Annotated in this window: 21 protein-coding genes; 3 read left to right on the top strand and 18 right to left on the bottom strand. The window is 62.6% G+C overall.

What is annotated here, in order from left to right; genetic code table 11:
* Window positions 1-26 precede the first annotated feature (26 nt).
* The 8 genes from B2D37_RS21235 to B2D37_RS21200 form a co-directional block, all read right to left on the bottom strand.
* Window positions 27-959, bottom strand: a complete 933-nt coding sequence (locus B2D37_RS21235; protein WP_079204555.1) for an NAD-dependent epimerase/dehydratase family protein — start codon at window positions 957-959, stop codon at window positions 27-29.
* Window positions 952-1,836, bottom strand: a complete 885-nt coding sequence (locus B2D37_RS21230; RefSeq protein WP_079204554.1) for a sugar nucleotide-binding protein — start codon at window positions 1,834-1,836, stop codon at window positions 952-954. Before B2D37_RS21230 ends, B2D37_RS21235 begins: the two co-directional genes overlap by 8 nt.
* A 348-nt stretch (window positions 1,837-2,184) precedes the next feature.
* Window positions 2,185-3,240: an ABC transporter ATP-binding protein gene (locus tag B2D37_RS21225; RefSeq protein ID WP_079204553.1), complete on the bottom strand. Its 1,056-nt coding sequence runs from the start codon at window positions 3,238-3,240 to the stop codon at window positions 2,185-2,187.
* 54 nt (window positions 3,241-3,294) lie between these two features.
* A complete protein-coding gene (locus tag B2D37_RS21220; protein WP_079204552.1) occupies window positions 3,295-4,152 on the bottom strand; it encodes an ABC transporter permease in 858 nt (285 codons plus the stop codon).
* On the bottom strand, window positions 4,149-5,057 hold the full coding sequence (locus tag B2D37_RS21215; RefSeq protein WP_079204551.1) for an ABC transporter permease: 909 nt from the start codon (window positions 5,055-5,057) through the stop codon (window positions 4,149-4,151). The genes B2D37_RS21220 and B2D37_RS21215 overlap by 4 nt, the downstream gene beginning before the upstream one ends.
* A gap of 81 nt (window positions 5,058-5,138) precedes the next feature.
* A complete protein-coding gene (locus tag B2D37_RS21210) occupies window positions 5,139-6,242 on the bottom strand; it encodes an extracellular solute-binding protein (protein WP_079204550.1) in 1,104 nt (367 codons plus the stop codon).
* A 229-nt stretch (window positions 6,243-6,471) separates the two neighbouring features.
* Window positions 6,472-7,935, bottom strand: coding sequence for an aldehyde dehydrogenase family protein (locus B2D37_RS21205; RefSeq protein ID WP_079204549.1), 1,464 nt, complete (start codon window positions 7,933-7,935; stop codon window positions 6,472-6,474).
* The gene (locus B2D37_RS21200; protein ID WP_079204548.1) at window positions 7,929-9,569 is read right to left on the bottom strand and encodes a 5-guanidino-2-oxopentanoate decarboxylase; all 1,641 of its coding nucleotides are present in this window, start codon (window positions 9,567-9,569) and stop codon (window positions 7,929-7,931) included. The genes B2D37_RS21205 and B2D37_RS21200 overlap by 7 nt, the downstream gene beginning before the upstream one ends.
* 184 nt (window positions 9,570-9,753) lie before the next feature.
* Here B2D37_RS21200 and B2D37_RS21195 point away from each other — a divergent pair, with 184 nt between their 5' ends.
* Entirely contained in the window at window positions 9,754-10,653 is a 900-nt protein-coding gene (locus B2D37_RS21195; RefSeq protein ID WP_079204547.1) for a LysR substrate-binding domain-containing protein, read from the top strand.
* 138 nt (window positions 10,654-10,791) lie between these two features.
* Here the strand turns inward: B2D37_RS21195 and B2D37_RS21190 are convergent, their stop codons facing one another.
* On the bottom strand, window positions 10,792-11,292 hold the full coding sequence (locus tag B2D37_RS21190) for a single-stranded DNA-binding protein (RefSeq protein ID WP_079204546.1): 501 nt from the start codon (window positions 11,290-11,292) through the stop codon (window positions 10,792-10,794).
* 18 nt (window positions 11,293-11,310) lie between these two features.
* On the bottom strand, window positions 11,311-12,699 hold the full coding sequence (locus B2D37_RS21185) for an MFS transporter (protein ID WP_079204545.1): 1,389 nt from the start codon (window positions 12,697-12,699) through the stop codon (window positions 11,311-11,313).
* Window positions 12,700-12,998: 299 nt separating this feature from the next.
* Between B2D37_RS21185 and uvrA the strand changes: the two genes are divergently transcribed.
* Together uvrA and B2D37_RS21175 are read left to right on the top strand one after the other, a co-directional pair.
* On the top strand, window positions 12,999-15,839 hold the full coding sequence (gene uvrA / locus B2D37_RS21180) for an excinuclease ABC subunit UvrA (protein WP_079204544.1): 2,841 nt from the start codon (window positions 12,999-13,001) through the stop codon (window positions 15,837-15,839).
* Window positions 15,840-15,988: 149 nt separating this feature from the next.
* A complete protein-coding gene (locus B2D37_RS21175) occupies window positions 15,989-17,257 on the top strand; it encodes a M14 family zinc carboxypeptidase (protein ID WP_079204543.1) in 1,269 nt (422 codons plus the stop codon).
* A gap of 56 nt (window positions 17,258-17,313) precedes the next feature.
* Here B2D37_RS21175 and bfr read toward each other — a convergent pair whose 3' ends face one another.
* The 8 genes from bfr to rpsK form a co-directional block, all read right to left on the bottom strand.
* Window positions 17,314-17,778: a bacterioferritin gene (gene bfr, locus B2D37_RS21170; RefSeq protein WP_079204542.1), complete on the bottom strand. Its 465-nt coding sequence runs from the start codon at window positions 17,776-17,778 to the stop codon at window positions 17,314-17,316.
* A gap of 155 nt (window positions 17,779-17,933) precedes the next feature.
* Window positions 17,934-20,084 (bottom strand): catalase/peroxidase HPI, encoded by a 2,151-nt coding sequence (katG, locus tag B2D37_RS21165; RefSeq protein WP_079204541.1) that lies wholly within the window; start codon window positions 20,082-20,084, stop codon window positions 17,934-17,936.
* A 301-nt stretch (window positions 20,085-20,385) separates the two neighbouring features.
* On the bottom strand, window positions 20,386-20,562 hold the full coding sequence (locus tag B2D37_RS23910; protein WP_256573111.1) for a hypothetical protein: 177 nt from the start codon (window positions 20,560-20,562) through the stop codon (window positions 20,386-20,388).
* A 62-nt stretch (window positions 20,563-20,624) separates the two neighbouring features.
* Window positions 20,625-20,909: a hypothetical protein gene (locus tag B2D37_RS23905; protein WP_256573110.1), complete on the bottom strand. Its 285-nt coding sequence runs from the start codon at window positions 20,907-20,909 to the stop codon at window positions 20,625-20,627.
* Between the two features lie 381 nt (window positions 20,910-21,290).
* Complete coding sequence (rplQ, locus tag B2D37_RS21155) at window positions 21,291-21,677, bottom strand: 50S ribosomal protein L17 (protein ID WP_025167705.1); 387 nt, start codon at window positions 21,675-21,677, stop codon at window positions 21,291-21,293.
* Between the two features lie 42 nt (window positions 21,678-21,719).
* Entirely contained in the window at window positions 21,720-22,721 is a 1,002-nt protein-coding gene (gene rpoA / locus B2D37_RS21150) for a DNA-directed RNA polymerase subunit alpha (RefSeq protein WP_079204540.1), read from the bottom strand.
* Window positions 22,722-22,743: 22 nt separating this feature from the next.
* Window positions 22,744-23,364 (bottom strand): 30S ribosomal protein S4, encoded by a 621-nt coding sequence (rpsD, locus tag B2D37_RS21145; RefSeq protein ID WP_079204539.1) that lies wholly within the window; start codon window positions 23,362-23,364, stop codon window positions 22,744-22,746.
* Between the two features lie 17 nt (window positions 23,365-23,381).
* Window positions 23,382-23,771: a 30S ribosomal protein S11 gene (gene rpsK / locus B2D37_RS21140; RefSeq protein ID WP_079204538.1), complete on the bottom strand. Its 390-nt coding sequence runs from the start codon at window positions 23,769-23,771 to the stop codon at window positions 23,382-23,384.
* Between the last annotated feature and the right edge of the window lie 23 nt (window positions 23,772-23,794).

Genomic DNA, 23,794 nt, shown 5'->3' with positions numbered 1-23,794 from the left:
AGCGCCGGCTTTTTTGTCGCTACAGATCAGCCTTGGCCCAATAGCTTGCGCAAACCCTCACGCATGGAGGTCGCCGGCGGCAGCTGGTAACACTCCAACAAACGCTGGTTATTCGCCCGCGAATGACGGATATCGCCGGGCCGCGCCGCCTGATACTCAAGCGCCGGCAAGCCGCCACATAAACCGCCGATTTCGGCCAACAGCTGGTTGAGGCTGACGGCCTGATTCCAGCCGACATTCACCGCCCCCACGACAACCTGCGGCAGGTCCAGCGCCTGCGTCAGCAGCGCCAGCAGATCGCCGATATAGAAAAAATCGCGGGTCTGCTCGCCATCGCCGAACACGCCGATCGGCAAGCCTTGCTGCGCCCGCTGGGTGAAGATACTGATCACCCCGGAGTAAGGTGAGGACGGATCCTGACGTGGGCCGAAAATATTGAAGAAGCGAAAAATCGCCGGTTCCAGGCCATGCTGACGGCGATAGAAGTCCAGGTAATGCTCACTGGCCAGCTTATCCGACGCGTAAGGGGTCAACGGCGCCTTGGCAGTACCCTCATCAATCGCCTGGCCTTCGCCATTGTTGCCGTAAACCGCCGCACTGGAGGCATAGACCACCCGTTTGACGCCGTGCCGGCGCATGGCCTCGCAGACATTCAAGGTGCCGACGAAGTTGCTCTGGTGAGTACTCACCGGATCGTCCACCGAGGCTTGTACCGAGGCCACCGCGGCCAGGTGCACCACAGCAGCACAACCGGCCACGGCCTGATCGACCAGGACCGCATCGGCCACATCGCCCTCGAGCAGATGCAGCCGCGGGTTGTCCAGCGGCAGATTGGCGCGCTTGCCCATGGAAAGGTTGTCCAGCACGCGCACCCTATGGCCTTGCCCCAATAGCGCGTCAACCAGGTGCGAGCCGATGAAACCGGCGCCGCCGGTAACCAGAATAGGCGTGTCAGACATGGCGATAGTAGCGATCCAGTAAGCTCGGCAGCCCAGAGCGCCAGGCGCGCGGCTTGATACCGAAGGTGTGCAGGATTTTCTTGCAGGCCAGCACCGCGTGCTGCGGCTCCTCGGCGGCATCCGGGCGCGTGGCATGGGCCTGCGCCGCGATGTCTTCGAGCAGATTGCTGCGGAAGTGGCGCGCCTCGCTCAACACTGCCTGAGCCAACCCCAGCGAGGTGGTTGCCTCGTTGCCGCCATAGTGGAAAGTGCCCCACAACGGCGTCTCGCAATCGAGCTGTTTGAGCACGGCGAGGATCACCCGCGCGGCATCATCGACCGGGGTCGGGTTGCCGCGCCGGTCATCGGCGAACGACAAGTTTTGCTCTCGCTCGGCACGCGCCAGGAAACGCCCGAGCTGGCCGTCCGGGCTCTCGTCCAGCAGCCAGCCGAAGCGCAACAACACATGCCGCGGACACACCGCGCGCACGCGCTGCTCGATACGCCACAAGGCCTGACCATGCACGCCCAAGGGTACCGGCTCTTCCTTTTCGCTGTAGGCGGTAACCCGCGAACCATCGAACACCCGGTAACTGGACGGCTGTAACAGGCGAATCTGATGATGCTGACAAAGCTCGGCTAGCCGCTCGACCGCTTGCTCCTGGGCAGCAAGACGCGCCGCGCTCACCCCTTCGGCCTGAAACCAGTCGAAATAGTAAGCCAGGTTGATCAGTGCATCGGGGCGCGTGTCGTCAAGCAACTCGGTCAGGCTTCCGACATCCCAGCCGGTTTCCGGCGGGCGCGGCGCAAGGAAGCCGATGTCCTCCTCGGCGCCGAGACGGATCAGTGCCTGCCCCAAGGCATTACCGCCACCCAACAGCATTAAACGCATACGCATGGTGTCTCGCAACGGCCGATGCCGTCAGGCGACGTCAATGGGCAACCCGGCATAACGCTAGCCACGCCCCCCTGCTCATCACTCCTGACCCCCGGCCACCGCCTCTCTCCCGGTTTGGCATTATCGAAATTAGACGCTGATATCGCGCCAAAGTGTCGCATTTTGCGGGTTTACGCGCACGCCGTCATTAGGCGCGCCTAATGCAGCGCACGACAGCAGAGGCCAAACCAGCGACGACCTGGCGCAAGGCCCTCGCCAGACGGCGCTCGGCAGACAGCTTCATGCATCCTTCATGAGCTGGCGGCTGGCTGCCCACGAACGCGCTACCCGCAGCAAACCTACCCACACTCAGGCGGTCAGTACCCGACAGGCTGCGGCCGGAATGGTCACCGACACCGGGTTGCCTATGCCCAGGCCAATCCCCTGACAAGGCGTGTTCAGCGCGGTCAGCGAGACGCCGGAGCACTCGATGGTGGTTTCGATGGTCGCGCCGCTGTCGCGCACGAAAGTCACGGTGCCCTGCAGACGATTGCCTGCGCTGGCCTGGGGCAGCGACAAGGTCAAGTCTTCCGGGCGCACCAGCAGCTTGATGCTGGTGCCGGCTTGAATGCTCTCGCAGATTGGCACCTGCAGCGCCGCGCCGCCTGGCAGGCTCACCCGGCCGCTGCCCAGGGCGATCGCCGGGAAGATATTGCCGCTGCCGATGAAGTCGGCGACGAAAGCGTTGGCCGGGTTGCGGTAGATCTCGATTGGCGTGCCAACCTGCTGCACCCGGTGTTCGCCGAGCACCACCACGATATCGGCCATGGTCATGGCCTCGCGTTGGTCATGGGTGACCAGGATGGTAGTGATATTCAGGCGCTGCTGTAGCTGGCGGATCTCGACCTGCATGGACTCGCGCAACTTGGCATCCAGCGCCGACAGGGGTTCGTCCAACAGCAGCAGTTTCGGTCGTGCGGCAATCGCCCGGGCAATCGCTACGCGCTGGCGTTGACCGCCAGACAGCTTGGCCACCGGACGGTCGAGCATTTCCTGCAACTGGATCAGTTGCAGCAGTTCAGTCACTCGCGCCTGCTGATCAGCCTTGCTCACCCCGCGCAAACGCAGCGGGTAGGCGATGTTCTCGCCAACGGTCATGTGCGGGAACAGCGCCAGCGATTGGAACACCATGCCAAAGTTGCGCTGATGCGCCGGGGTGCGGCTGATGTCTTCACCGTCCAGGCGGATTTCCCCGCCGCTGAGGGTTTCCAGCCCGGCGATCATGCGCAGCAAGGTGGTCTTGCCACAGCCCGAGGGACCGAGAAAGCACACCAGCTTGCCCTCCGGCAGGTGCAGATTGACGTCCGTCACGGCGCAGGCCGAGCCGTAATGCTTTTCAACGTTTTCTAGAACTAATCCGCTCATGCGGCACCTCCAATAAGCTGTTGCCGGCAAGCCGCCAGGGCCTGCCCGGCTGAATTAAAAGGACACGCCACCTTCGCCAACCAGCTTCTCCAGCGCCCAGATCAGGGCGAAGTCGATCAGCACGATCAATACGGCGAACGAGAAAACAGTCGGGTCGAGGGAGGACACGGTGCGGCTGTACATCCAGATCGGCACGGTCATCACGTCGATGTTGTAGAGGAAGTAGGTCACGGTGAATTCATTGAACGAGATGATGAAGGCCAGCAGCATCCCGGCCAGAATCCCCGAGCGCATCAGCGGCACCACCACATCGACGATGGCGCGCAGCGGCGAGGCGCCGAGCATTTGCGCGGCCTCCTCGACCTCGCTGCCGATCGACAGCATGGCCGCGGTGCAATTTCTCACCACAAACGGCAGGGCGAGGATCACATGGGCGATCACCAGCCGCGAGGTGCTGAGGTGAAACGGCAGGTTGTCGAATATCAGCAACAGCGCCAGGCCCAGCACCACCATGGGAAACACCAGCGGCAGCGACATCAGCTGCAGCGCCGCCGCCTTGCCGCGGAATTCGCAGCGCACCAATGCATAGGCGGCCGGCACCGCCACCAGGGTGGCGAACAGCATGCTCAGGGTGGCCACCAGCAGACTGGTGGTGAACGCCTGACCGAGGCTGAGCACGTCACTGGCGTCCGGCGAAACGAAGGTGTTCCAGGCCGCCTGGTACCACTGCAGGCTATAGCTGGCCGGCGGGAAGTCGAGGTTCGAGGCGCCGCTGAACGACATCACGATCATGCTCAGGATCGGCAGCACCGCCAGCAACAGGATGACCCCGGACAGGCCCATGGCGAAACGCCCGGTTTCACCCGGCAACGGGGCGGCACCGCGCAACAGGCTCTTGAGTGGACTGCTCATTGCGAAGCCTCCAGGATGCGCCGACGACGGCCGGTGACGAATTCGGAGAAGGTCATGATCGCCAGCGTGGTGACGATCAGCACCACCCCGGCGGCGGAGGCTGCCGGCCAGTTCATCAGCGGGGCGATCTGGTCATGCACCATCACCGCCAGCATCGGCACCCGGCGGCCGCCAAGCAGCAGTGGCACCACGAAGCTGCTGGCGTTGTAGGCGAACACCAGGGTGGCGCCGGTGATGATCCCCGGCAGGCTCATCGGCAACACCACGTGGCGGAACACCTGCGCGCGGCTGGCGCCGAGGGTCGCCGCCGCCTCCTCGTAGCTGCACGCCACGCCGCGCATGGCACTGGCGATCGGCAGCACCGCCAACGGGAAGGCGGTCTGCACCAGGCCCATCAGCACACCCGCCTGGTTGTACAGCAGCATCACCGGTCGATCGATCAGGCCCAGGCCCAGCAGCGCCTGATTGAGCATCCCGCCCGGACCGAGAATCACCAGCCAGCCGTAACTTTGCAGCAGCAGGTTGACCAGCAACGGCATCAGCACCGCGGCGAGGAACAGCCGACGCAACAGCGGCGACTGCAAACGCGACATGCAGTAGCCCACCGGAATCGCCAGCAGCACCGCGATCAGCGCGCTGACCAGGGCCAGACGCAAGGTCAGCAGCAGCGACTTGAGGTAATAGGGCTCGAGCAACTGGGCGTAGCTGGCCAGGCTGAAACCGCTCCATTCCGCGCCCTTGGTGCCGACACTCATGCGCAGCACCAGCAGGCTGGCGGCAATCAGTACGCCGAGAAACAGCATCGCCGGCGAGAGGAACAGCCAGGCGCGTGCCGTCGGAGAAAACGTCTTGGCCGGGCGCAGGGGCGCCACGCCGACCGGACGGGTCAGAGTTGAATGTGCCATTTCGCTGATCTCATCAGTACAGAAGGTTGCCGCACACCGCGCCGGCGCCCAGAGGCCCGCGGCGCAGTGCGCGTAGCTACATCAGGAAGAGAAGATTTCCGTGTAGCGGCGAATCCACTGGTCGTGCACGGTGGCCAGGAAGGCGTTGTCGTGCATGATCGCCTTTTCCGAGATCTGCTCAGGCGTGAGGATGTACGGGCTCTTGCGCGCCTCGGCGGAGATGATCGCCTTGGCGTTGACCGGGCCGTTGAAGATGTCTTCGGCCATCTTGCCCTGCACCAGCGGGTCGAGCGAATGGTCGATGAAGGCGTAGGCCAGGTCGGTATCGCCCGGACGGTGCTTGGGCATGACCGAGAGCATCAGGTCGGTGTAGAAGCCCTCTTTCATGCCGAAGGTGGCGCCCAGGCCGTAGGCCGGATCGCGGATCTGCTTGGGGAAGAAGGCCGGCGCATAGAGGCCGCCCATGTCCAGCGAACCGGTGCGGAACAGCTCGGCGATCTGGTTGGGATTCTCGCCCAGGGTAACGACCCGGTCGTTGAGCTTCTCGAGCAGTTTGAAGCCCGGCTCGACATTGTGCTCGTCACCGCCGGCCAGCTTGGCGGCGATGATGATCAGGTCCATGGCCTCGGTCCAGTTTGGTGGCGGCAGGAAAATGTTCGGCGCCATGTCCTGGTCCCACAGGGCGGCGTAGCTGTCCGGCGCTTCTTTCACGGTGCGGGTGCTGTAGATCAGGCTGTTGCACCACAGCAGGTAGCCGATGCCATGCCCGCCGGCGCCGGTCTGGTACTGCGCCGGCACGTCGCGCAGGTTGGGGATGCGGTTGAGGTCGGGCTTTTCCAGCAGTCCGGCGCTGGCCAGGCCTTCGGCGCCGACACCGGCCAGGGTGATGATGTCGTATTGCGGACGATCACCACCGGCCTTGAGCTTGGCGACCATCTCCGAGGTGCTGCCGGTACGGTCGGCGATCACCTTGGCGCCGGTCTTGGCTTCGAAGGTCGCGGCGATATTGCGCAGCGCCGCCAGGCCGGTGTCGTCGGACCAGGTGAGCAGGCGCAGGGTCTTGCCATGAAACTTCATGTCGCCGGCACTGGCCTTGATGAAGGGAAAGGACAAGGCCGCGGCAGCCACCGATGCGACACCTACCGTTTTGATGAATGTTCTTCTGTTGAAATCGTGTTCGCTCATCGCAGTTGCCTCTTGTTTTTATTTGTCTTCAGGAGCTTGCGGCGCGGTGCCGGGCTCCCTGCAATAAACCGTTCAACCTGACCTCAGGCCCCACTAACACTGGTGCGGCCTGAGTTGGCCAAGCCATCCTGCGGCGCACTCGCCAAGCCAACAATCGATAAATTGTCATCGAAGCCATGCGCAAAACGCATGCCTCGCCAGCAGGCATGCGGGCGCCACATACGCCCGCTTAAAGGGCGCGAATCACATGCTTGATTTCCTGGAATGCCTGCAGCCCCCAGGGCCCCAACTCGCGGCCGATGCTGCTTTGTTTGTAGCCACCCCAGGCCGCCTGCGGGAAGATCACCTGCGGCGCGTTGATCCACACCAGGCCAGCCTGCAAGGCATTGGCGACCCGTTCGGCGCGGCCGGCGTCGCCACTGACCACACTCGCTACCAGGCCAAACTCGCTGTCGTTGGCCAGTTCGATGGCCTGCTCTTCCGTGCTGAAGCTGCGCACACAAAGCACCGGCCCAAAGATCTCCTCGCGCCACAGGGCGCTATCCAATGGCACCTCGGTAAACACCGTGGGCCGCAGGAAATAGCCACGCGACAGGCCAGCCGGCCGCTCACCACCAGTCAGCAAGCGCGCGCCGACATCCAGGCCGTCGGCGATATGCCGGCAGACCCGTTGGTACTGCGCCTGATTGACCAGCGCACCCATCTCCACGTCCGCCGCAAACGGGTCACCGACGCGAATCGCCTCGGCCCGCGCCTGCAAGCGCGCCAGGAACTCCTCGGCCAGCTCAGCGGCGACCAGTACCCGACTGGTCGCCGAGCACATCTGCCCGGCGTTGAAGAAACCGCCGCCACAGGCCAACTCGACCGCCAGATCCAGGTCGGCGTCGGCGAACACCAGCAGCGAGGACTTGCCGCCCAGCTCCAGACTGACGCCCTTGATGGTCTCGGCGGCGCGCTGCATGACCTGCACGCCCACCGCATTGCTGCCGGTGAACGACAACTTGGCCACCCCCGGATGCGCCGCCAGTGGCGCTCCGACCTCCAGGCCAGTGCCGCAGACCAGGTTGAACACCCCGGCCGGCAGGCCGCTCGCGGCGATGATGTCGGCCAGCTCCAGTTCCGGCAGCGGGGTCACCTCCGAGGGTTTCAGCACCACCGTGCAGCCGGCCGCCAGCGCGGGAGCCAGCTTCCAGGCGGTGGTCACCATAGGGAAATTCCACGGCACGATCAGCCCCACCACGCCACAGGGCTCGCGGCGCAGGCGGGCGGCGAACTCGCTGCTCGGCAGCGCCACCGCGGCGTCCTGCTGAACATCCAGCGCCTCGGCCAGTTCGGCGTAATAGGTGAAGGTGGCGATCACATCGTCAACATCGATCGCCGCTTCCGCCAAGGGCTTGCCGTTGTTACGCGCTTGCAGCTGGATCAGACGCTCGCGGCGCTCGTCGACACCGGCGGCGATCCGGCGCAGACAGGCGCCCCGCTCGACCCCGACGCTGCGGCCCCAGGCCGGAAAAGCATCACTCGCCGCGCGCACCGCCTGCTCGACCGCCGCGGCATCGCCGCCGGCCACACTCACTAGCAGTTCTTCGGTGGCGGGATTGATCACCTTCAGGCTGTCGCCACCGCTCTGCCAATGCCCGCCGATATACAGACCGGCGAGTGCGCCATTGTGCGTCGGGCGGCTGTTCAACATGTAGCTACCTCATTCATCCAGGCCTGCTGGTCGATTTCGATCAGGGTCGGCAACTGAGTTTCACGTGCTTGGCGCAGGGCCGCGCGCAACGCCTCGGCGTCATTCGCCCGCCCCGCCGCACAGCCCAGTGCCTTGGCCGCGGCGACGAAGTCCGGGGTGAAGATATCCACACCGACCGGCTCGATATCGCGGTTGACCATGTACTTCTTGATCTCCTCGTACCCCTGGTTATTCCACAGCAGGACGATGATCGGCGCACGCGCCTCCACCGCACTGGCCAGTTCGGCCAGGGTGAACTGCAGTCCGCCGTCGCCGATCAGGCACACCACCGGGCGCCGCTGCGCGCCTTCGCGGCTGTCGCCGAGCAGCGCACCGATGGCCGCCGGCAAGGCGTAGCCGAGGGTGCCGTAGCCGGTCGATGAGTTAAACCAACGCCGAGGCTGCTCCAGGTTCAGGGTCAGGTTGCCGCTGTACACCGGCTGGGTCGAGTCGCCGACCAATACCGCGTCCGGCAACTCCTCCAGCACCGTCTGCAGGAAGCGGGTCTGCCCACGCATTGGCGCATCCCAGGACGCCTCAAGGTCCGCACGCAACCGCGCGGCGCGAGCGCTGCCCCAGTCGGCGCGACGCGGGGCCAATGCCTGTTCGGCCAGTGCCGCATGCAGGGCCTCCAGCGCCAGCGCGGAGTCGGCGACCAGCGCCATGGCTGGCGGGTAATTGCGCACGGCCTGGTCCGGGTCGATGTCGATGCGCAGCAATGCGCCGGGGATCTCGAAGCCACCGGCGAAGGTCACGTCATAATCGGTTTCGCCCAACTCGGTACCCACGGCCAACACCACATCGGCCTCGGCCACCAGCTCGCGGGTCGCCACGGTCGACTGGGTCGAGCCGATCAACAGCGGATGGGCCGAGGGCAACAGGCCCTTGGCATTGATGGTCAGCGCCACGGGGGCCTGCAGCTGCTCGGCCAGCCGGGTCAGCGCCGGCGCCGCATCGATCGCGCCGCCACCGGCGAGAATCAGTGGCCGCTGGGCGCCAGCCAGCCGGCTGGCCATTTGTGCGATGGCCACCGGGCTGGCGCCGGGCCGGGCCAGGCTGATCGGCTGACTGCTCAGCAGCTCGTCGGCCTCCTCGACCAGCACATCCAGCGGAATCTCGATATGCACCGGGCGCGGACGTGCCGCCTGGAACACGGCAAAGGCGCGCGCCAGCACCGCCGGCAGCTCGGCGGCCGCCAGCAGGGTGTGCGAGAAGGCCGAGAAACCGGCGACCAGATTGCTCTGCGACGGCAGCTCGTGCAGCTTGCCACGTCCACCACCGAGCTGGCTGCGCGCCTGCACGCTGGAAATCACCAGCATCGGGATCGAGTCGGCATAGGCCTGGGCCATGGCCGTGGCGATATTGGTCATGCCAGGACCGGTGATGATGAAACACACCCCCGGCTTGCCGCTGGTGCGTGCATAGCCATCGGCCATGAAACCGGCGCCCTGCTCATGACGCGGGGTGACATGCTCGATGGGCGAGCGGGCCAGCCCGCGGTAGAGCTCGACGGTATGCACGCCGGGGATGCCGAATACCCGCTCGACACCGTAGCGTTCGAGCAACTTCACCAATACTTCGCCACATGTCGCCATGTTCTTTTGTCCTGTTCAGTAGCTGAGGTCTACTGCACTCGTGGCATTGCGCGCCCAGGGATTCAGCGGGCTGTGCAGATGCGCGATAAAGTGCAGGCAAGGTCTAATTTGACCTCCTGCCCAACCACCGGACAATGCAAAAATAGTCATACTAGGCATGTCCTCACTGCATAGCTGAGCCTCCATGAAACGGCTTCCACCTCTGCCTGCGCTGCATACCTTCGTGATCACCGCCCAGTGCTGCAACTTCACCCGTGCGGCCGAACTGCTGCACATCACCCAGGGCGCGGTAAGCCGGCAGATCGCCGGTCTGGAGAGTCACCTGGGCTACCCGTTGTTCCAGCGCCAGGCGCGCGGCCTGAGCCTGACCGCGCAAGGTCGCGAGCTGTTTCCGCAGATCCAGCAGGCGTTCGGCCTGATCGGCGAGGCGGTCGAGCGAGTGGGCGCGCGGCGCGAGGCACTGCGCTTGAAGGCCCCCACCTGCGTAATGCGCTGGTTACTGCCGCGGCTAATGCACTGGCAGGCCGAGCGACCGGACGTGCCCGTGGAGCTGACGACCACGGTGCAGCACACGGTGGATTTTCGCGGCGAGGAGTTCGACGCGGCCGTGGTGTTCGGCAGCCAGCCCGGCCCCGCCTTGGTGGCTCACCACCTGTTCGATGAGCTGCTCACCCCGGTCTGCGCGCAGCAACTGCTCAGCGGCCCGCTGCCGCTCAGCCAGCCGGCCGACCTGGAGCGCCACACCCTGCTGCACCCCACGCGCGACCAGCGCGACTGGGAGGCCTGGCTGAAGGCCGCCGGCACCACAGTTAACAGCATCGGCAAGGGTCAGCATTTCGATACCCTGGATCTAGCCATGACGGTGGCCTCGCAGGGCCTCGGCGTGGCCATCGGCGACTGGTCGCTGATCGGCGAAGACCTGGAAGCCGGGCGCCTGGCCACCCCCTTCGAGCTGAAGGTGCGCACCGGCGATGCCTATTTCCTGGTCTATCCCGAACGACCAGAACCCTCTCCGCAGTTAGCCGAACTGGTCGACTGGTTGCTGCTCCAGGCCGCGGCGCGCAACGCTCGGGCATCGACCTGAACCTCGAGCAAAGCCCCAAACCCCGAGGCAGAATGACCAGGAGCAGCCATTATTCACGCGCATAGAAAAACCCCTGTAACTGAGTGAGAGCTACAGGGGTTTTAATTTGAAACCTTACAGAAAAGTCTCTGCGGCACCTTAGAACGGGATGTCGTCGTCAAAACTGTCGAAATCCTGCGCCGGCTTGGCCTGCTGCTGCGGGGCCGGACGCGGCGCCTGCTGCTGCTGCTGCTGCTGTTCACGTTGCGGCGCCGGGCGCTGCTGACGTGGCGCCGAATCGCCACCGGCGTTATCCGGACGGCCACCAATCAGCTGCATGGTGCCCTGCATGTCGACGACGATCTCGGTGGTGTAACGCTTGATGCCGTCTTTTTCCCACTCGCGAGTCTGCAGCTTGCCTTCGATATACACCTGCGAACCCTTGCGCAGGTATTCGCCGGCGATTTCCGCAACCTTGCCGAACAGCGAGACACGGTGCCACTCGGTTTTCTCGACCTTCTGGCCGGTCTGCTTGTCGGTCCACTGCTCGCTGGTGGCGAGACTCAGGTTGGTCACTGCGTTGCCGCTGGGCAGATAACGCGTTTCCGGATCCTGTCCGCAGGTACCGATCAGAATAACTTTGTTAACCCCACGGGCCATAACATTCTCCTATAGCTGTCAGCACGTCGCCGGCGCCGCTTCGATCAGGCGCTCGAGGGACATGCGATCCAATTGTTGGGTATCCACTTTGATATAGATGGCCGCTTCATCACGCACCACCACAGCATCCGCCACTCCGGGCACTGCCTGTAAACGCTCGGCCAGCCCCACTTCGTGCAATGCCGCGGCTGAAAGCGGCAAGCGCAGACTGGTGACATAAGGCGGTTCACGCATAGTAACAGCAAAGACTAGCCAGAGAAGAGCCATGCCGGCGCAACCGAGGAACACCCCCGACAGGCTGTAATGCTGGTACAGCCAACCCCCGAGAATACCGCCCAGCGCAGCACCGAGAAACTGACTGGTCGAGTACACCCCCATCGCCGCGCCCTTGCCGCCGGCAGGTGCAACCTTGCTGATTAGTGACGGCAGCGAAGCTTCCAGCAGATTGAACGCGGTGAAAAACACCACGATGCCCAGTACCAGTGCACGCAAGCTGCTGCCGAACTGCCAGAAATACAGCTCACAGGCCAGCAGCACGGCCACGGCGCCGAGCAGCACGCGCTTCATGTGGCGCTTTTTCTCGCCATAGATGATGAACGGCACCATGCCGAAGAAGCCGATCAACAGCGCGGTCAAGTACACCCACCAGTGCTCTTCCTTGGGCAACCCGCCCTGCTCCACCAGCGCCAGCGGCAAGGCGATGAAACTGGCCATCAGAATCGCATGCAGGGCCAGGATGCCGAAGTCCAGGCGCAACAGGTCGGTATGCTTCAAGGTCGGCAATAACGCCTGCCGGGCAACGCCGGACTCGCGATGCTGCAGCGGCCCGGCCGCTCGCGGCACCACCCCGGCGACGATGACGATGCCGAGCAAGGCCATGGCCGCTGTAGCCAGGAACAACCCGGACAAGCCAAAGGCGCGGGTCAGCAGCGGACCGACTACCATGGCCACGGCGAAGGACAGACCAATACTTATGCCGATCATGGCCATGGCCTTGGTGCGGTGCTGCTCTCGGGTCAGGTCGGAGAGCAACGCCATCACCGCAGCGGAAATTGCCCCGCACCCCTGCAGCACACGACCGGCGATCACGCCCCAGATCGAGTCGGCATTGGCCGCCAACAGACTGCCGGCGGCGAAAATCAGCAGCCCGACATAGATCACCGGGCGCCGCCCGATACGGTCGGAGAGCATGCCAAAGGGTATCTGCAGGAATGCCTGGGTCAGGCCATAGGCGCCAATGGCCAGGCCAATCAACGCCGGGGTGCTGTCGCGCAACTCCATGCCGTAGGTCGCCAATACCGGCAGGACCATGAACATGCCAAGCATGCGGAAGGCAAATACCAGCGCCAGCCCAGCGACCGCACGGGTTTCACCGCCACTCATGCGCTCGCTGTAGGGATCGTACATGGGAAACGCCTTGATGAAATAGGCGCCGATTATAGGGTCTGTTGACGCTTCGCGGCGAGCCGCGTTGCTGTGGTAAATGGCACCAGGCAAGGCGCAGGACGCCGGGAATGGTGTTCCCTTGCCAAATCCTGCAACGCCGCATGGTGCCATTTGCCGCGCAACCCGAAGGGACGGGTCGACTCGAAAAGTCAACAGACCCTAGGCACCGCTCGACGCGGCACAGCCGTCACGCTTTGCCGCGCTGTGTCACGGGGCCGTATACTCACTGGTTTCCCGCCCGCCATGCGAGGCCGCTGTTTGTGGACAAGATTGTGATCCGGGGTGCCCGCACCCATAACCTGAAAAACATCGACCTGACCCTGCCGCGCGACAAGCTGATCGTGATCACCGGCCTGTCCGGCTCGGGCAAGTCCTCGCTAGCCTTCGACACCCTCTACGCCGAGGGCCAGCGCCGTTACGTCGAGTCGCTATCGGCCTATGCCCGGCAGTTCCTGTCGATGATGGAAAAGCCTGACGTCGACACCATCGAAGGCCTGTCTCCAGCGATCTCCATTGAGCAGAAATCCACCTCGCACAACCCTCGCTCAACTGTCGGCACTATTACCGAGATCTACGACTACCTGCGCCTGCTCTACGCCCGCGCGGGTATTCCACGCTGCCCGGATCACGACCTGCCGCTGGAAGCGCAAACCGTCAGCCAGATGGTCGACCAGGTGCTGGCCCTGCCCGAAGGCAGCAAGCTGATGCTGCTGGCGCCGGTGATCCGTGAGCGCAAGGGCGAACACCTGGCCGTGTTCGATGAACTGCGCGCCCAGGGCTTCGTCCGGGTGCGGGTCAACGGCAAAATCTACGAACTGGACGAACTGCCCAAGCTGGATAAGCAGAAGAAGCACAGCATCGATGCGGTGGTGGATCGCTTCAAGGCCCGCGGCGACCTGCAGCAGCGCCTGGCCGAATCCTTCGAGACCGCGCTCAAGCTGGCCGACGGCTTGGCACTGATTGCGCCGATGGAAGGCGAAACCGGCGAGGAGATCATCTTCTCCGCACGCTTCGCCTGCCCGCTGTGCGGCCACTCGATCAGCGAGCTGGAACCCAAGCTGTTCTCCTTCAACAACCCGGCCGGCGCCTGCCCGACCTGCGACGGCCTGGGGGTTAAGCAGTTCTTCGACATCAAGCGCCTGGTCAATGGCGAGATGACCCTGGCCGAGGGCGCGATTCGCGGCTGGGACAGGCGCAACGTCTATTACTTCCAGATGCTCGGCTCCCTGGCCGCGCACTATGGCTTCAGCCTGGAAGTGCCATTCGACGAACTCAGCGCCGAGCACCAGAAGTGCATCCTGTTCGGCAGCGGCACGCAGAACGTCGATTTCAAGTACCTGAATGACCGTGGCGACATCGTCAAACGCTCGCACCCCTTCGAAGGCATAGTGCCGAACCTGGACCGCCGCTACCGCGAGACCGAGTCAACCAGCGTGCGCGAAGAGCTGGCCAAGTTCCTCAGTACCCAGTCCTGCCAGGATTGCCGTGGCACTCGCTTGCGCCGTGAGGCGCGGCATGTCTGGGTCGGCGAGCGGACCCTGCCGGCAGTCAGCGGTATGCCGATTGGCGACGCCACCGAGTATTTCGCCAGCCTGGCACTGCCTGGCCGGCGCGGCGAGATTGCCGAGAAAATCCTCAAGGAAATCCGTGAGCGCCTGCAGTTCCTGGTCAACGTCGGCCTCGATTACCTGACCCTGGATCGCAGTGCCGATACCCTTTCCGGTGGCGAAGCCCAACGCATCCGCCTGGCCAGCCAGATCGGTGCCGGCCTGGTCGGGGTCATGTATATCCTCGACGAGCCCTCGATCGGCCTGCACCAGCGCGACAATGAACGCCTGCTCGGCACCCTGCGGCATCTGCGCGATATCGGCAACACGGTGATCGTGGTGGAACATGACGAAGACGCCATTCGCATGGCCGATTACGTGGTGGATATCGGTCCCGGCGCTGGCGTGCATGGCGGCCAGATCGTCGCCCAGGGCACCGCGGCCGAGGTCATGGCCCACCCGGATTCGCTGACCGGCAAATACCTCTCGGGCCGGGTGAGGATCGCGGTGCCGGACAAGCGCACCCCTTGGGACAAGACCATGTCCCTGAAAATCAAAGGCGCACGCGGCAACAACCTGCGCAATGTCGACCTGGATATTCCGCTCGGCCTGCTGACCTGTGTCACCGGGGTATCCGGCTCAGGCAAGTCGACCCTGATCAACAACACCCTCTATCCACTCAGTGCCACGGCTCTTAACGGCGCCACTACCCTGGAAGCCGCCGCTCACGACAGCATCGACGGCCTGCAGCACCTGGACAAAGTGGTCGACATTGATCAGAGCCCAATTGGCCGCACGCCGCGCTCCAATCCGGCCACCTACACCGGTTTGTTCACGCCGATCCGCGAGCTGTTCGCCGGCGTACCCGAATCACGCTCGCGCGGCTACGGTCCGGGTCGCTTCTCCTTCAATGTCAAAGGGGGACGCTGTGAAGCCTGCCAGGGTGACGGCCTGATCAAGGTGGAGATGCACTTCCTGCCGGACATCTACGTGCCCTGCGATGTGTGCAAGAGCAAGCGCTACAACCGCGAAACCCTGGAAGTGAAATACAAAGGCAAGAACATCCACGAGGTGCTGGAAATGACCATCGAGGAAGCACGACAGTTCTTCGATGCCGTGCCGGCCCTGGCGCGCAAGCTGCAAACCTTGATGGATGTAGGCCTGTCCTATATCAAGCTGGGCCAGAGCGCGACGACGCTGTCCGGCGGCGAGGCGCAGCGGGTCAAGCTGTCGCGCGAACTGTCCAAGCGCGACACCGGCAAGACCCTGTATATCCTCGACGAACCGACCACCGGCCTGCACTTCGCCGATATCCAGCAACTGCTCGACGTACTGCATCGGCTGCGCGACCACGGCAACACCGTGGTGGTGATCGAGCACAACCTGGACGTAATCAAGACCGCCGACTGGCTGATCGACCTCGGCCCGGAAGGCGGCTCCAAGGGTGGCCAAATCATCGCCTGCGGCACCCCGGAAGAAGTCGCCGAGATGCCGCAGTCGCACACCGGCTATTTCCTCAAGCCGGTGTTGGAACGCGCCCGCATCGCCAACTGAAGTCGATGGCCTGCTGAGGTTTCGTCGCGGCCGCGATGAAACCTCAGCAGCTTCACGGCAAACGCAACCTCTGCGCCTGGGCCAGGTCACACTGGAGTCCCCCGGACAGTGCTGGCGGGACATCCTGTCTTCTACAAGGAGTGTTCCCGATGCGCCTGACTTTTGCCGCCCTCCTGCTTGGCGCAGGTCTTACCCCCGTGATTGCCGCTGCCGCCCAACCGAATGGGCCTTGGCTCAACGAGCAACAGCATGTCTCGCTCGAAGGCTTCATGAGCAATGCCCAGTTGTATGAGCAACTCGCCGGAGTGGCGCGTCGCTCCGGCGGAGTGCTCAGCCTCGAACAGACCGGCACCAGCGGCGAAGGCCGGCCGATCTGGCTGGCACGCCTGGGCAAACCGGATAACCCTGCGGTGATGATCATCACCCAGCAGCACGGCAACGAACCCCACGGCACCGAAGCAGCCCTCGACCTGATTCGCAAGCTGGCGTCCGGCGGTTCTTTCTCCGAGCAGGTGCTGGCTAACCTGCAAGTGCTGTTGATTCCCCGCGTCAACCCCGACGGAACCGCACTCGCCACCCGCGGCAACGTCGATTTCAGCGCGCCGCAAACCACCGCCAGCTGCCTGCGCGCGGATGGCAGCCTGGACCCGAGCAAACTCGACCAGGGTCTGGGCGCCAATGTCACCGCCTACACGACCGAAGATGGCCCGCGTCAATGGAGCTACGACATCAACCGCTACCACTGGCCGGATTGGAGCCAGAGCACTCAGGTGCTGTGCAATCCAGGGCTGGCCGACCAAGCGCATTTCAATCCAAGCCAGAACCCGGTGCCGGAAGCCCTGGCAGTGCGCAGCGCCTATGACCGCTATCAACCCATGTGGATGGTCGATGTACACAACCAGAACCCAGCCGTCGTGCTCGACGACGCCGACCCACAGGCCAATCGCCCCGGACGTCAGGTGACTGCCTCGATCGCCTGGCCGACCAACACCGAGGTCGCTCAGGAAGCGGTCAACCTGTCGAAGCAGATGGCCCTGGTGATGAAGAAGCGCTCCATGCAGATCGGCCATATGGAAATCAGCAACTATTACTACCAGCGCCCGGACGGCAGCATTCGCCGTGGCGGTGGCGAGCCCGGCATTGCTCGTAACGCTTATGCGCTGCTGGCCAGCGAGAGCCTTGCCAAGGGTGCCGAAGGACCACTGGGCGGCAGTATCTTGATGGAAATAACCGGGCCGAACAGCCGCGGACAGAAGTCCATCGGCATGCTGCGCAACAACGTCAGGGAAATGCTCGAAGCACTGCTGGTCGCCAGCGCCGACGGCAGCCTGCTAACCCAGGATCCGGCCGAAGCGGATCACCTGCTGCGCCCCGGACAGGAAGTCGACGAGCCCCTGCCAAACCCGCACGACGAATAGCGGCGCAATAAGAAAAGCCCCGACTATTTCGGGGCTTTTCGTTGCTATCGATGCACCTACATCTGCGCCTGCAGGTAGTTCTCCAGGCCTAATTTGTCGATCAGCCCCAGCTGAATCTCCAGCCAGTAAGCATGATCCTCCTCGGTGTCCTTGAGCTGAACCAGCAGGATGTCGCGGCTCTGATAGTCCTGATGCCGCTCACATAGCGCGATGCCTTTGCTCAAGGCCGCGCGTACCTGGTACTCCAGGGCCAGATCGAGCCTGAGCATCTCCGGCACCGTCTGGCCGAACATGAAGGGATCCGGGGTCATATCCGGCGTGCCTTCGAGAAACAGAATCCGCTTCAACAACGCATCGGCGTGCTGAGTCTCTTCTTCCATTTCATGGTTGATGCGCTCGTAGAGCTTGCTGAACCCCCAATCCTCATACAGACGTGAATGCACGAAGTACTGATCGCGCGCCGCCAGCTCGCCTTTAAGCAGCATTTTCAAATAATCGATGACTTCGATGTGGCCCTGCATACCTGGAATCCTTGCTGCATCCGTGAAATGGCCGAATGCTCCGCTGGCCGTTCGCCACGGTCAAGCTAAAAGCACGACGCCTCCACGAGGGAGGCGTCGCACGGTTGGTTGAGCGCAGCCGGTGGAGCGCCATAGGGTGCTCCAGCGGCTACAGGTCAAGCGAGGTCGAAGCGGTCCAGGTTCATCACCTTGGTCCAGGCGGCGACGAAGTCCTTGACCAGCTTTTCCGTGCCATCGCTGCTGGCGTAGACCTCCGCGTAAGCACGCAGCACCGCGTTGGAACCGAAGACCAGGTCGTTGCGGGTGCCGGTGTATTTCACCTCGCCGCTCTTACGATCCTTGCCCTCGAAGGTTTCCGCCTCGGCCCCCACCGCCTTCCACTCGGTGCCCATGTCCAGCAGGTTGACGAAGAAGTCGTTGCTCAGCACGCCGACCTTGTCGGTGAACACGCCATGCTGACTGCCGTCATGGTTGGCCCCCAACACGCGCAGGCCGCCGACCAGCGCGGTCAGCTCAGGCGCGCTCAAGGTCAGCAGCTGAGCCTTGTCGACCAACATGGTCTCGATCGGTACGCCGAGCCTGCCCTTGCGGTAGTTGCGGAAGCCGTCGGCGACGGGCTCCAGCGGGGCGAAAGCCTCGACATCGGTCTGATCCTGCGCGGCATCCACCCGTCCCGGAGCAAAGGGCACAGCCACGCTTACCCCGGCGGCCTTGGCGGCCTGCTCCACGCCGACATTGCCTGCCAGCACTATCACGTCGGCCAGCGAGGCCTTGCCGGACGCTGCCTGGATCTCGAGCAGCTTGGGCAGGGCCTTGATGGCGCGCTGATTGACCTCCCAGTCCTTCTGCGGAGCCAGGGCCAGACGCGCACCGTTGGCACCGCCGCGCTTGTCGCCGCCGCGGAAGGTCGAGGCCGAGGCCCAGGCCACGGAGACCAGATCGCCAACCGACAGTCCGCAGGCGGCGATCTTGGCCTTGAGGTCGGCGATATCGGCCGCGCTCGGGTTATGTGCCGGCGCCGGCAGCGGGTCTTGCCAGATCAGATCCTCTTTCGGCACTTCCGGACCGAGATAACGGGCCTTCGGTCCCATGTCGCGATGGATCAGCTTGAACCAGGCGCGGGCGAAGGCATCGGCGAAGGCCTGCGGATCGTCCAGAAAGCGTTTGGAGATCTTGCCGAACTCGGGGTCGAAACGCAGGGTCAGGTCGGTGGTGAGCATGGTCGGCTTGTGGAACTTGCCCGGGATATGCGCGTCCGGAATGATCTCCGGCGCATCCTTGGCCACCCACTGCTTGGCGCCGGCGGGCGACTGGGTCAGCTCCCACTCGTAGTTGAACAGGTTCTCGAAGAAGTTGTTGCTCCACAGCGTCGGGGTCTTGCTCCAGGTGACTTCTATGCCGCTGGAGATGCTGTCCTTGCCGTGACCGCTACCGAAGTCACTGATCCAGCCCAGGCCCAGCGCCTCGATTGGCGCAGCCTCGGGCTCCGGCCCCTTGTGCGACTCCGGCGCGGCGCCGTGGGTCTTGCCGAAGGTATGACCGCCGGCGATCAGGGCAACGGTCTCCTCGTCGTCCATGGCCATGCGGGTGAAGGTGGTGCGGATGTCCTTGGCTGCTTCCAGGTAGTCGCCGCTGGCGTTCGGGCCCTCCGGGTTGACGTAGATCAGGCCCATGTGGGTGGCGCCGAACGGCGCGGTCAATTCACGGTCGCCAGTGACCCGCTCTGGATCCACGCCCAGCCAGGCAATCTCCGCCCCCCAGTTCACATCCATGTCCGGTTCCCACACATCGTCACGACCGGCGCCAAAGCCAAGGGTGCGAAAACCCATGGATTCGAGCGCCACGTTGCCGGCGAGAATGAACAGATCGGACCAGGAAATCTTCTGCCCGTACTTCTGCTTGATCGGCCAGAGCAGGCGGCGTGATTTATCGATATTGACGTTGTCCGGCCAGGAGTTCAGCGGGGCGAAACGTTGCTGGCCGCGACCACCGCCACCGCGACCGTCGGTGGTGCGGTAGGTGCCGGCGGCGTGCCAGGCCATACGAATCATCTGCGGGCCGTAGTGACCGAAGTCGGCCGGCCACCAGTCCTGGCTGTCGGTCATCAGCTTGACCAGGTCCGCCTTGAGCGCCTTGTAGTCGAGCTTCCTGAATTCCTCGGCGTAGTTGAACTTCTCGCCCAGCGGGTTGGACTTTTCAGAGTGCTGATTGAGCAAATCCACACGCAACTGGTTCGGCCACCAATCCTTGTTGGTCGTGCCACCGCCAGCGACGTGATTGAACGGGCATTTACCTTGGTTCGACATGGTTCTCTCCTTTCTCCTCAGCGGGTCGGTCCCATCGACTGCGGCCGACGATGGAACAAGCCTAGACCCGCTTGGACATGGGAACCAATTTATCAAGCGTAACAACTCGATAGTTATAATCTTTGATCCTCTAGACAATAAACGGGCCACCAGGACCCGTTGTTTTCCCGCTCGCCCGATTCAAGCGACGAGCACGAAATCGACAAAGGCCAACCTCGCGGCGAGCAGGGTATAGGGCAACTGAGTCAAGGCATGGAAGATCGGATTACAACCGGAGCCTTGGGCCGCCAATACGCTGGAATCACTGTAGAAACAGCCTTGGCCGCCAAAGCCCGAAGCCGCCAGTAGCGCCTATGGCCCTGGGATTATCGGCCTGCGACGCATACGCCAGGGGCATGATGATGGGAATGCTCAAGGCGAAGATGCCCCAGGACAAGCCCGCGGCTAAAGCCAAATCGGCCATGGTCAGAAACGCCATGGCAGGCAGTATCCGTGGGCTCATATAGGGCTTGAGCGACCCCACTGCAGACCGCGGCCGCATCAGCTGAGCGCACACCCCTTGAAGATAAAGGCGGCAATGACGATGCCGATAGCCGGCAACAGGGTCTTGAAACCATCGACCATCTGATCGAGCATCTCGCGGGAGCTCTTGAAGCAATCGATCACCCGCTTCATGGCTTCGTCCACGGTCAGGGCATTGAGGTAATCAGCGACGAAGATCACCACGCCCTGGACAAAGGTCATCAACAACGAAGAGCACCGGCCCTTGGTCAGCGTCAACGCAGCACGCCCATAAGCCAGTGCGCCACCGGTACACACAACCATGCACTCAAGGCGCCGAAACTGCCGCATACCAGGATCAGCCAACCGATGGTTTCGCCTTGCATGAGCTTCAGGACGGTTTCGGAAAATTTGTTCAGCGACAGCGTAGACGACAGCAGTAACAGACCGGAAACGGCACCCAGAATAAGGCGACGTAGGAGAGAGCCAGGGTCAAGACGACAGCAGGCGGGATCAGGCTTAGAGCGGTAGGCTCAGACATGCTGGGCAATTGTTCTTATGGGGCCGTAATCGGCAGATTCGAAGACGGCCAAACCTTACCCGAGCAGGCGGTCGCCCATAAGATCAAACATGGCGTGCGGAAAACTATCCCCAGCAAAAACAAAAAAACCGGGCCAAGGCCCGGTTTTTTCTACAACCTACAACTTACTCGGCAGCTTCTACTGCGCCGCCGACCGGACGGTCGACCAGCTCAACATAAGCCATCGGAGCGTTGTCACCAGTGCGAAAACCGCACTTGAGGATACGCAGATAACCGCCCTGACGGGTGGCGTAACGCTTGCCCAGGTCGTTGAACAACTTACCGACAATGGCTTTCGAACGGGTACGGTCGAAGGCCAGACGACGGTTAGCAACGCTGTCTTCTTTAGCCAGAGTAATCAGCGGCTCGGCAACGCGACGCAGCTCTTTGGCTTTCGGCAGAGTAGTTTTGATCAGCTCGTGCTCGAACAGCGACACCGCCATGTTCTGGAACATAGCCTTACGGTGTGCGCTTGTGCGGCTAAGGTGACGGCCACTTTTACGATGACGCATGGTTCAATTCCTTACCAAACTGACGTTCGGTGATGATGACGTTCAGGCAGTCGCCTTATCGTCTTTCTTCAGACTTGCCGGCGGCCAATTGTCGAGGCGCATACCGAGGGACAGACCGCGTGAAGCCAGAACATCCTTGATTTCAGTCAGGGATTTCTTGCCCAGGTTCGGCGTTTTCAACAATTCCACTTCGGTGCGCTGAATCAGATCGCCGATGTAGTAAATGTTCTCTGCCTTGAGGCAGTTTGCCGAACGTACGGTCAGTTCCAGGTCATCAACCGGACGCAACAGGATCGGATCAATCTCGTCTTCCTGTTCGATAACCACAGGCTCACTGTCACCCTTGAGGTCGACGAACGCAGCCAACTGCTGTTGCAGAATGGTTGCGGCACGGCGGATAGCCTCTTCAGGATCCAGAGTACCGTTGGTCTCCAGGTCAATAACCAACTTGTCCAGGTTAGTACGCTGCTCAACACGAGCGTTCTCTACCACGTACGACACACGGCGTACCGGGCTAAACGAAGCATCCAGCTGCAAGCGACCAATGCTGCGGCTTTCATCTTCATCGCTCTGACGAGCGTCAGCCGGCTCATAGCCGCGACCACGAGCTACGGTGAGCCTCATGTTCAGCGCGCCAGTGGAAGCCATGTTAGCGATCACGTGGTCGCCATTGACGATTTCGACATCATGATCCAGCTGAATATCGGCAGCGGTGACTACACCCGAGCCCTTCTTCGCCAGAGTCAGCGTCACTTCGTCGCGACCGTGCAACTTGATAGCCAGACCTTTCAGGTTAAGCAGGATTTCAATGACATCTTCCTGAATACCTTCAATGGCGCTGTACTCATGGAGTACACCGTCAATCTCGGCCTCGACTACTGCACAGCCAGGCATGGAGGACAACAGGATGCGACGCAGCGCGTTGCCCAAGGTGTGTCCAAAGCCACGCTCGAGAGGCTCGAGTGTGATCTTGGCGCGGGTCGGACTGACCACCTGCACATCGATATGGCGGGGGGTCAGGAACTCATTTACCGAAATCTGCATGGATGCACCTATTTTCTAGCCCTTACTTGGAGTAGAGCTCGACAATCAGGCTTTCGTTGATGTCAGCGGAGAGATCACTGCGAACCGGTACGGCTTTGAACAGGCCGGACTTCTTCTCAATGTCTACTTCTACCCATTCAACGCGGCCACGCTGGGCACACAGTTCAAGAGCCTGAACAATACGCAGCTGATTCTTCGACTTCTCGCGAACTGCAACGACGTCGCCAGCTTTAACCTGGTAGGACGGCACGTTTACAGTCTTACCGTTTACGCTGATCGCTTTGTGCGAAACCAGCTGACGGGATTCGGCGCGGGTAGCACCATAGCCCATACGATAAACCACGTTATCCAGACGGCACTCGAGCAGTTGCAGCAGGTTCTCACCAGTAGCGCCTTTCTTGCCGGCTGCTTCTTTGTAATAACCGCTGAATTGACGCTCAAGCACACCGTAGATACGACGAACTTTTTGCTTTTCACGCAGCTGGGTGCCGTAGTCGGACTGACGGCTACGGCGCTGACCGTGAATACCTGGGGCTGCTTCGATGTTGCACTTCGATTCCAGGGCGCGGACGCCACTTTTCAGGAAAAGATCAGTGCCTTCACGACGAGACAGTTTGCATTTGGGACCAATGTAACGAGCCATTTCTCACTGTCTCCTGATTACACGCGACGCTTCTTCGAAGGACGGCATCCGTTGTGCGGGATGGGTGTCACATCGGTGATGCTGGCGATCTTGTAACCGCAGCCGTTCAAAGCACGGACAGCGGACTCACGACCCGGACCGGGACCCTTGACGTTGACGTCGAGGTTCTTCAGGCCGAATTCCAGCGCAGCTTGACCAGCACGTTCAGCAGCCACCTGGGCAGCGAACGGGGTGCTTTTACGCGAGCCGCGGAAACCCGAACCACCGGAGGTAGCCCAGGACAGGGCGTTACCCTGACGGTCAGTAATGGTCACGATTGTGTTGTTGAAGGAAGCGTGGATGTGGGCGATGCCATCAACCACCGTCTTTTTGACTTTCTTACGAGTACGAGCAGCAGGTTTTGCCATGACTAGATTCCTGTCGATGCGCG

Source organism: Pseudomonas sp. CC6-YY-74 (genome assembly GCF_002025205.1).
In the GTDB taxonomy this organism is placed as follows: Bacteria; Pseudomonadota; Gammaproteobacteria; order Pseudomonadales; family Pseudomonadaceae; genus Aquipseudomonas; species Aquipseudomonas paeninsulae.
The sequence above is the reverse complement of the archived record's forward strand: the minus strand, read 5'-3'. Positions and strand labels throughout refer to the sequence as shown.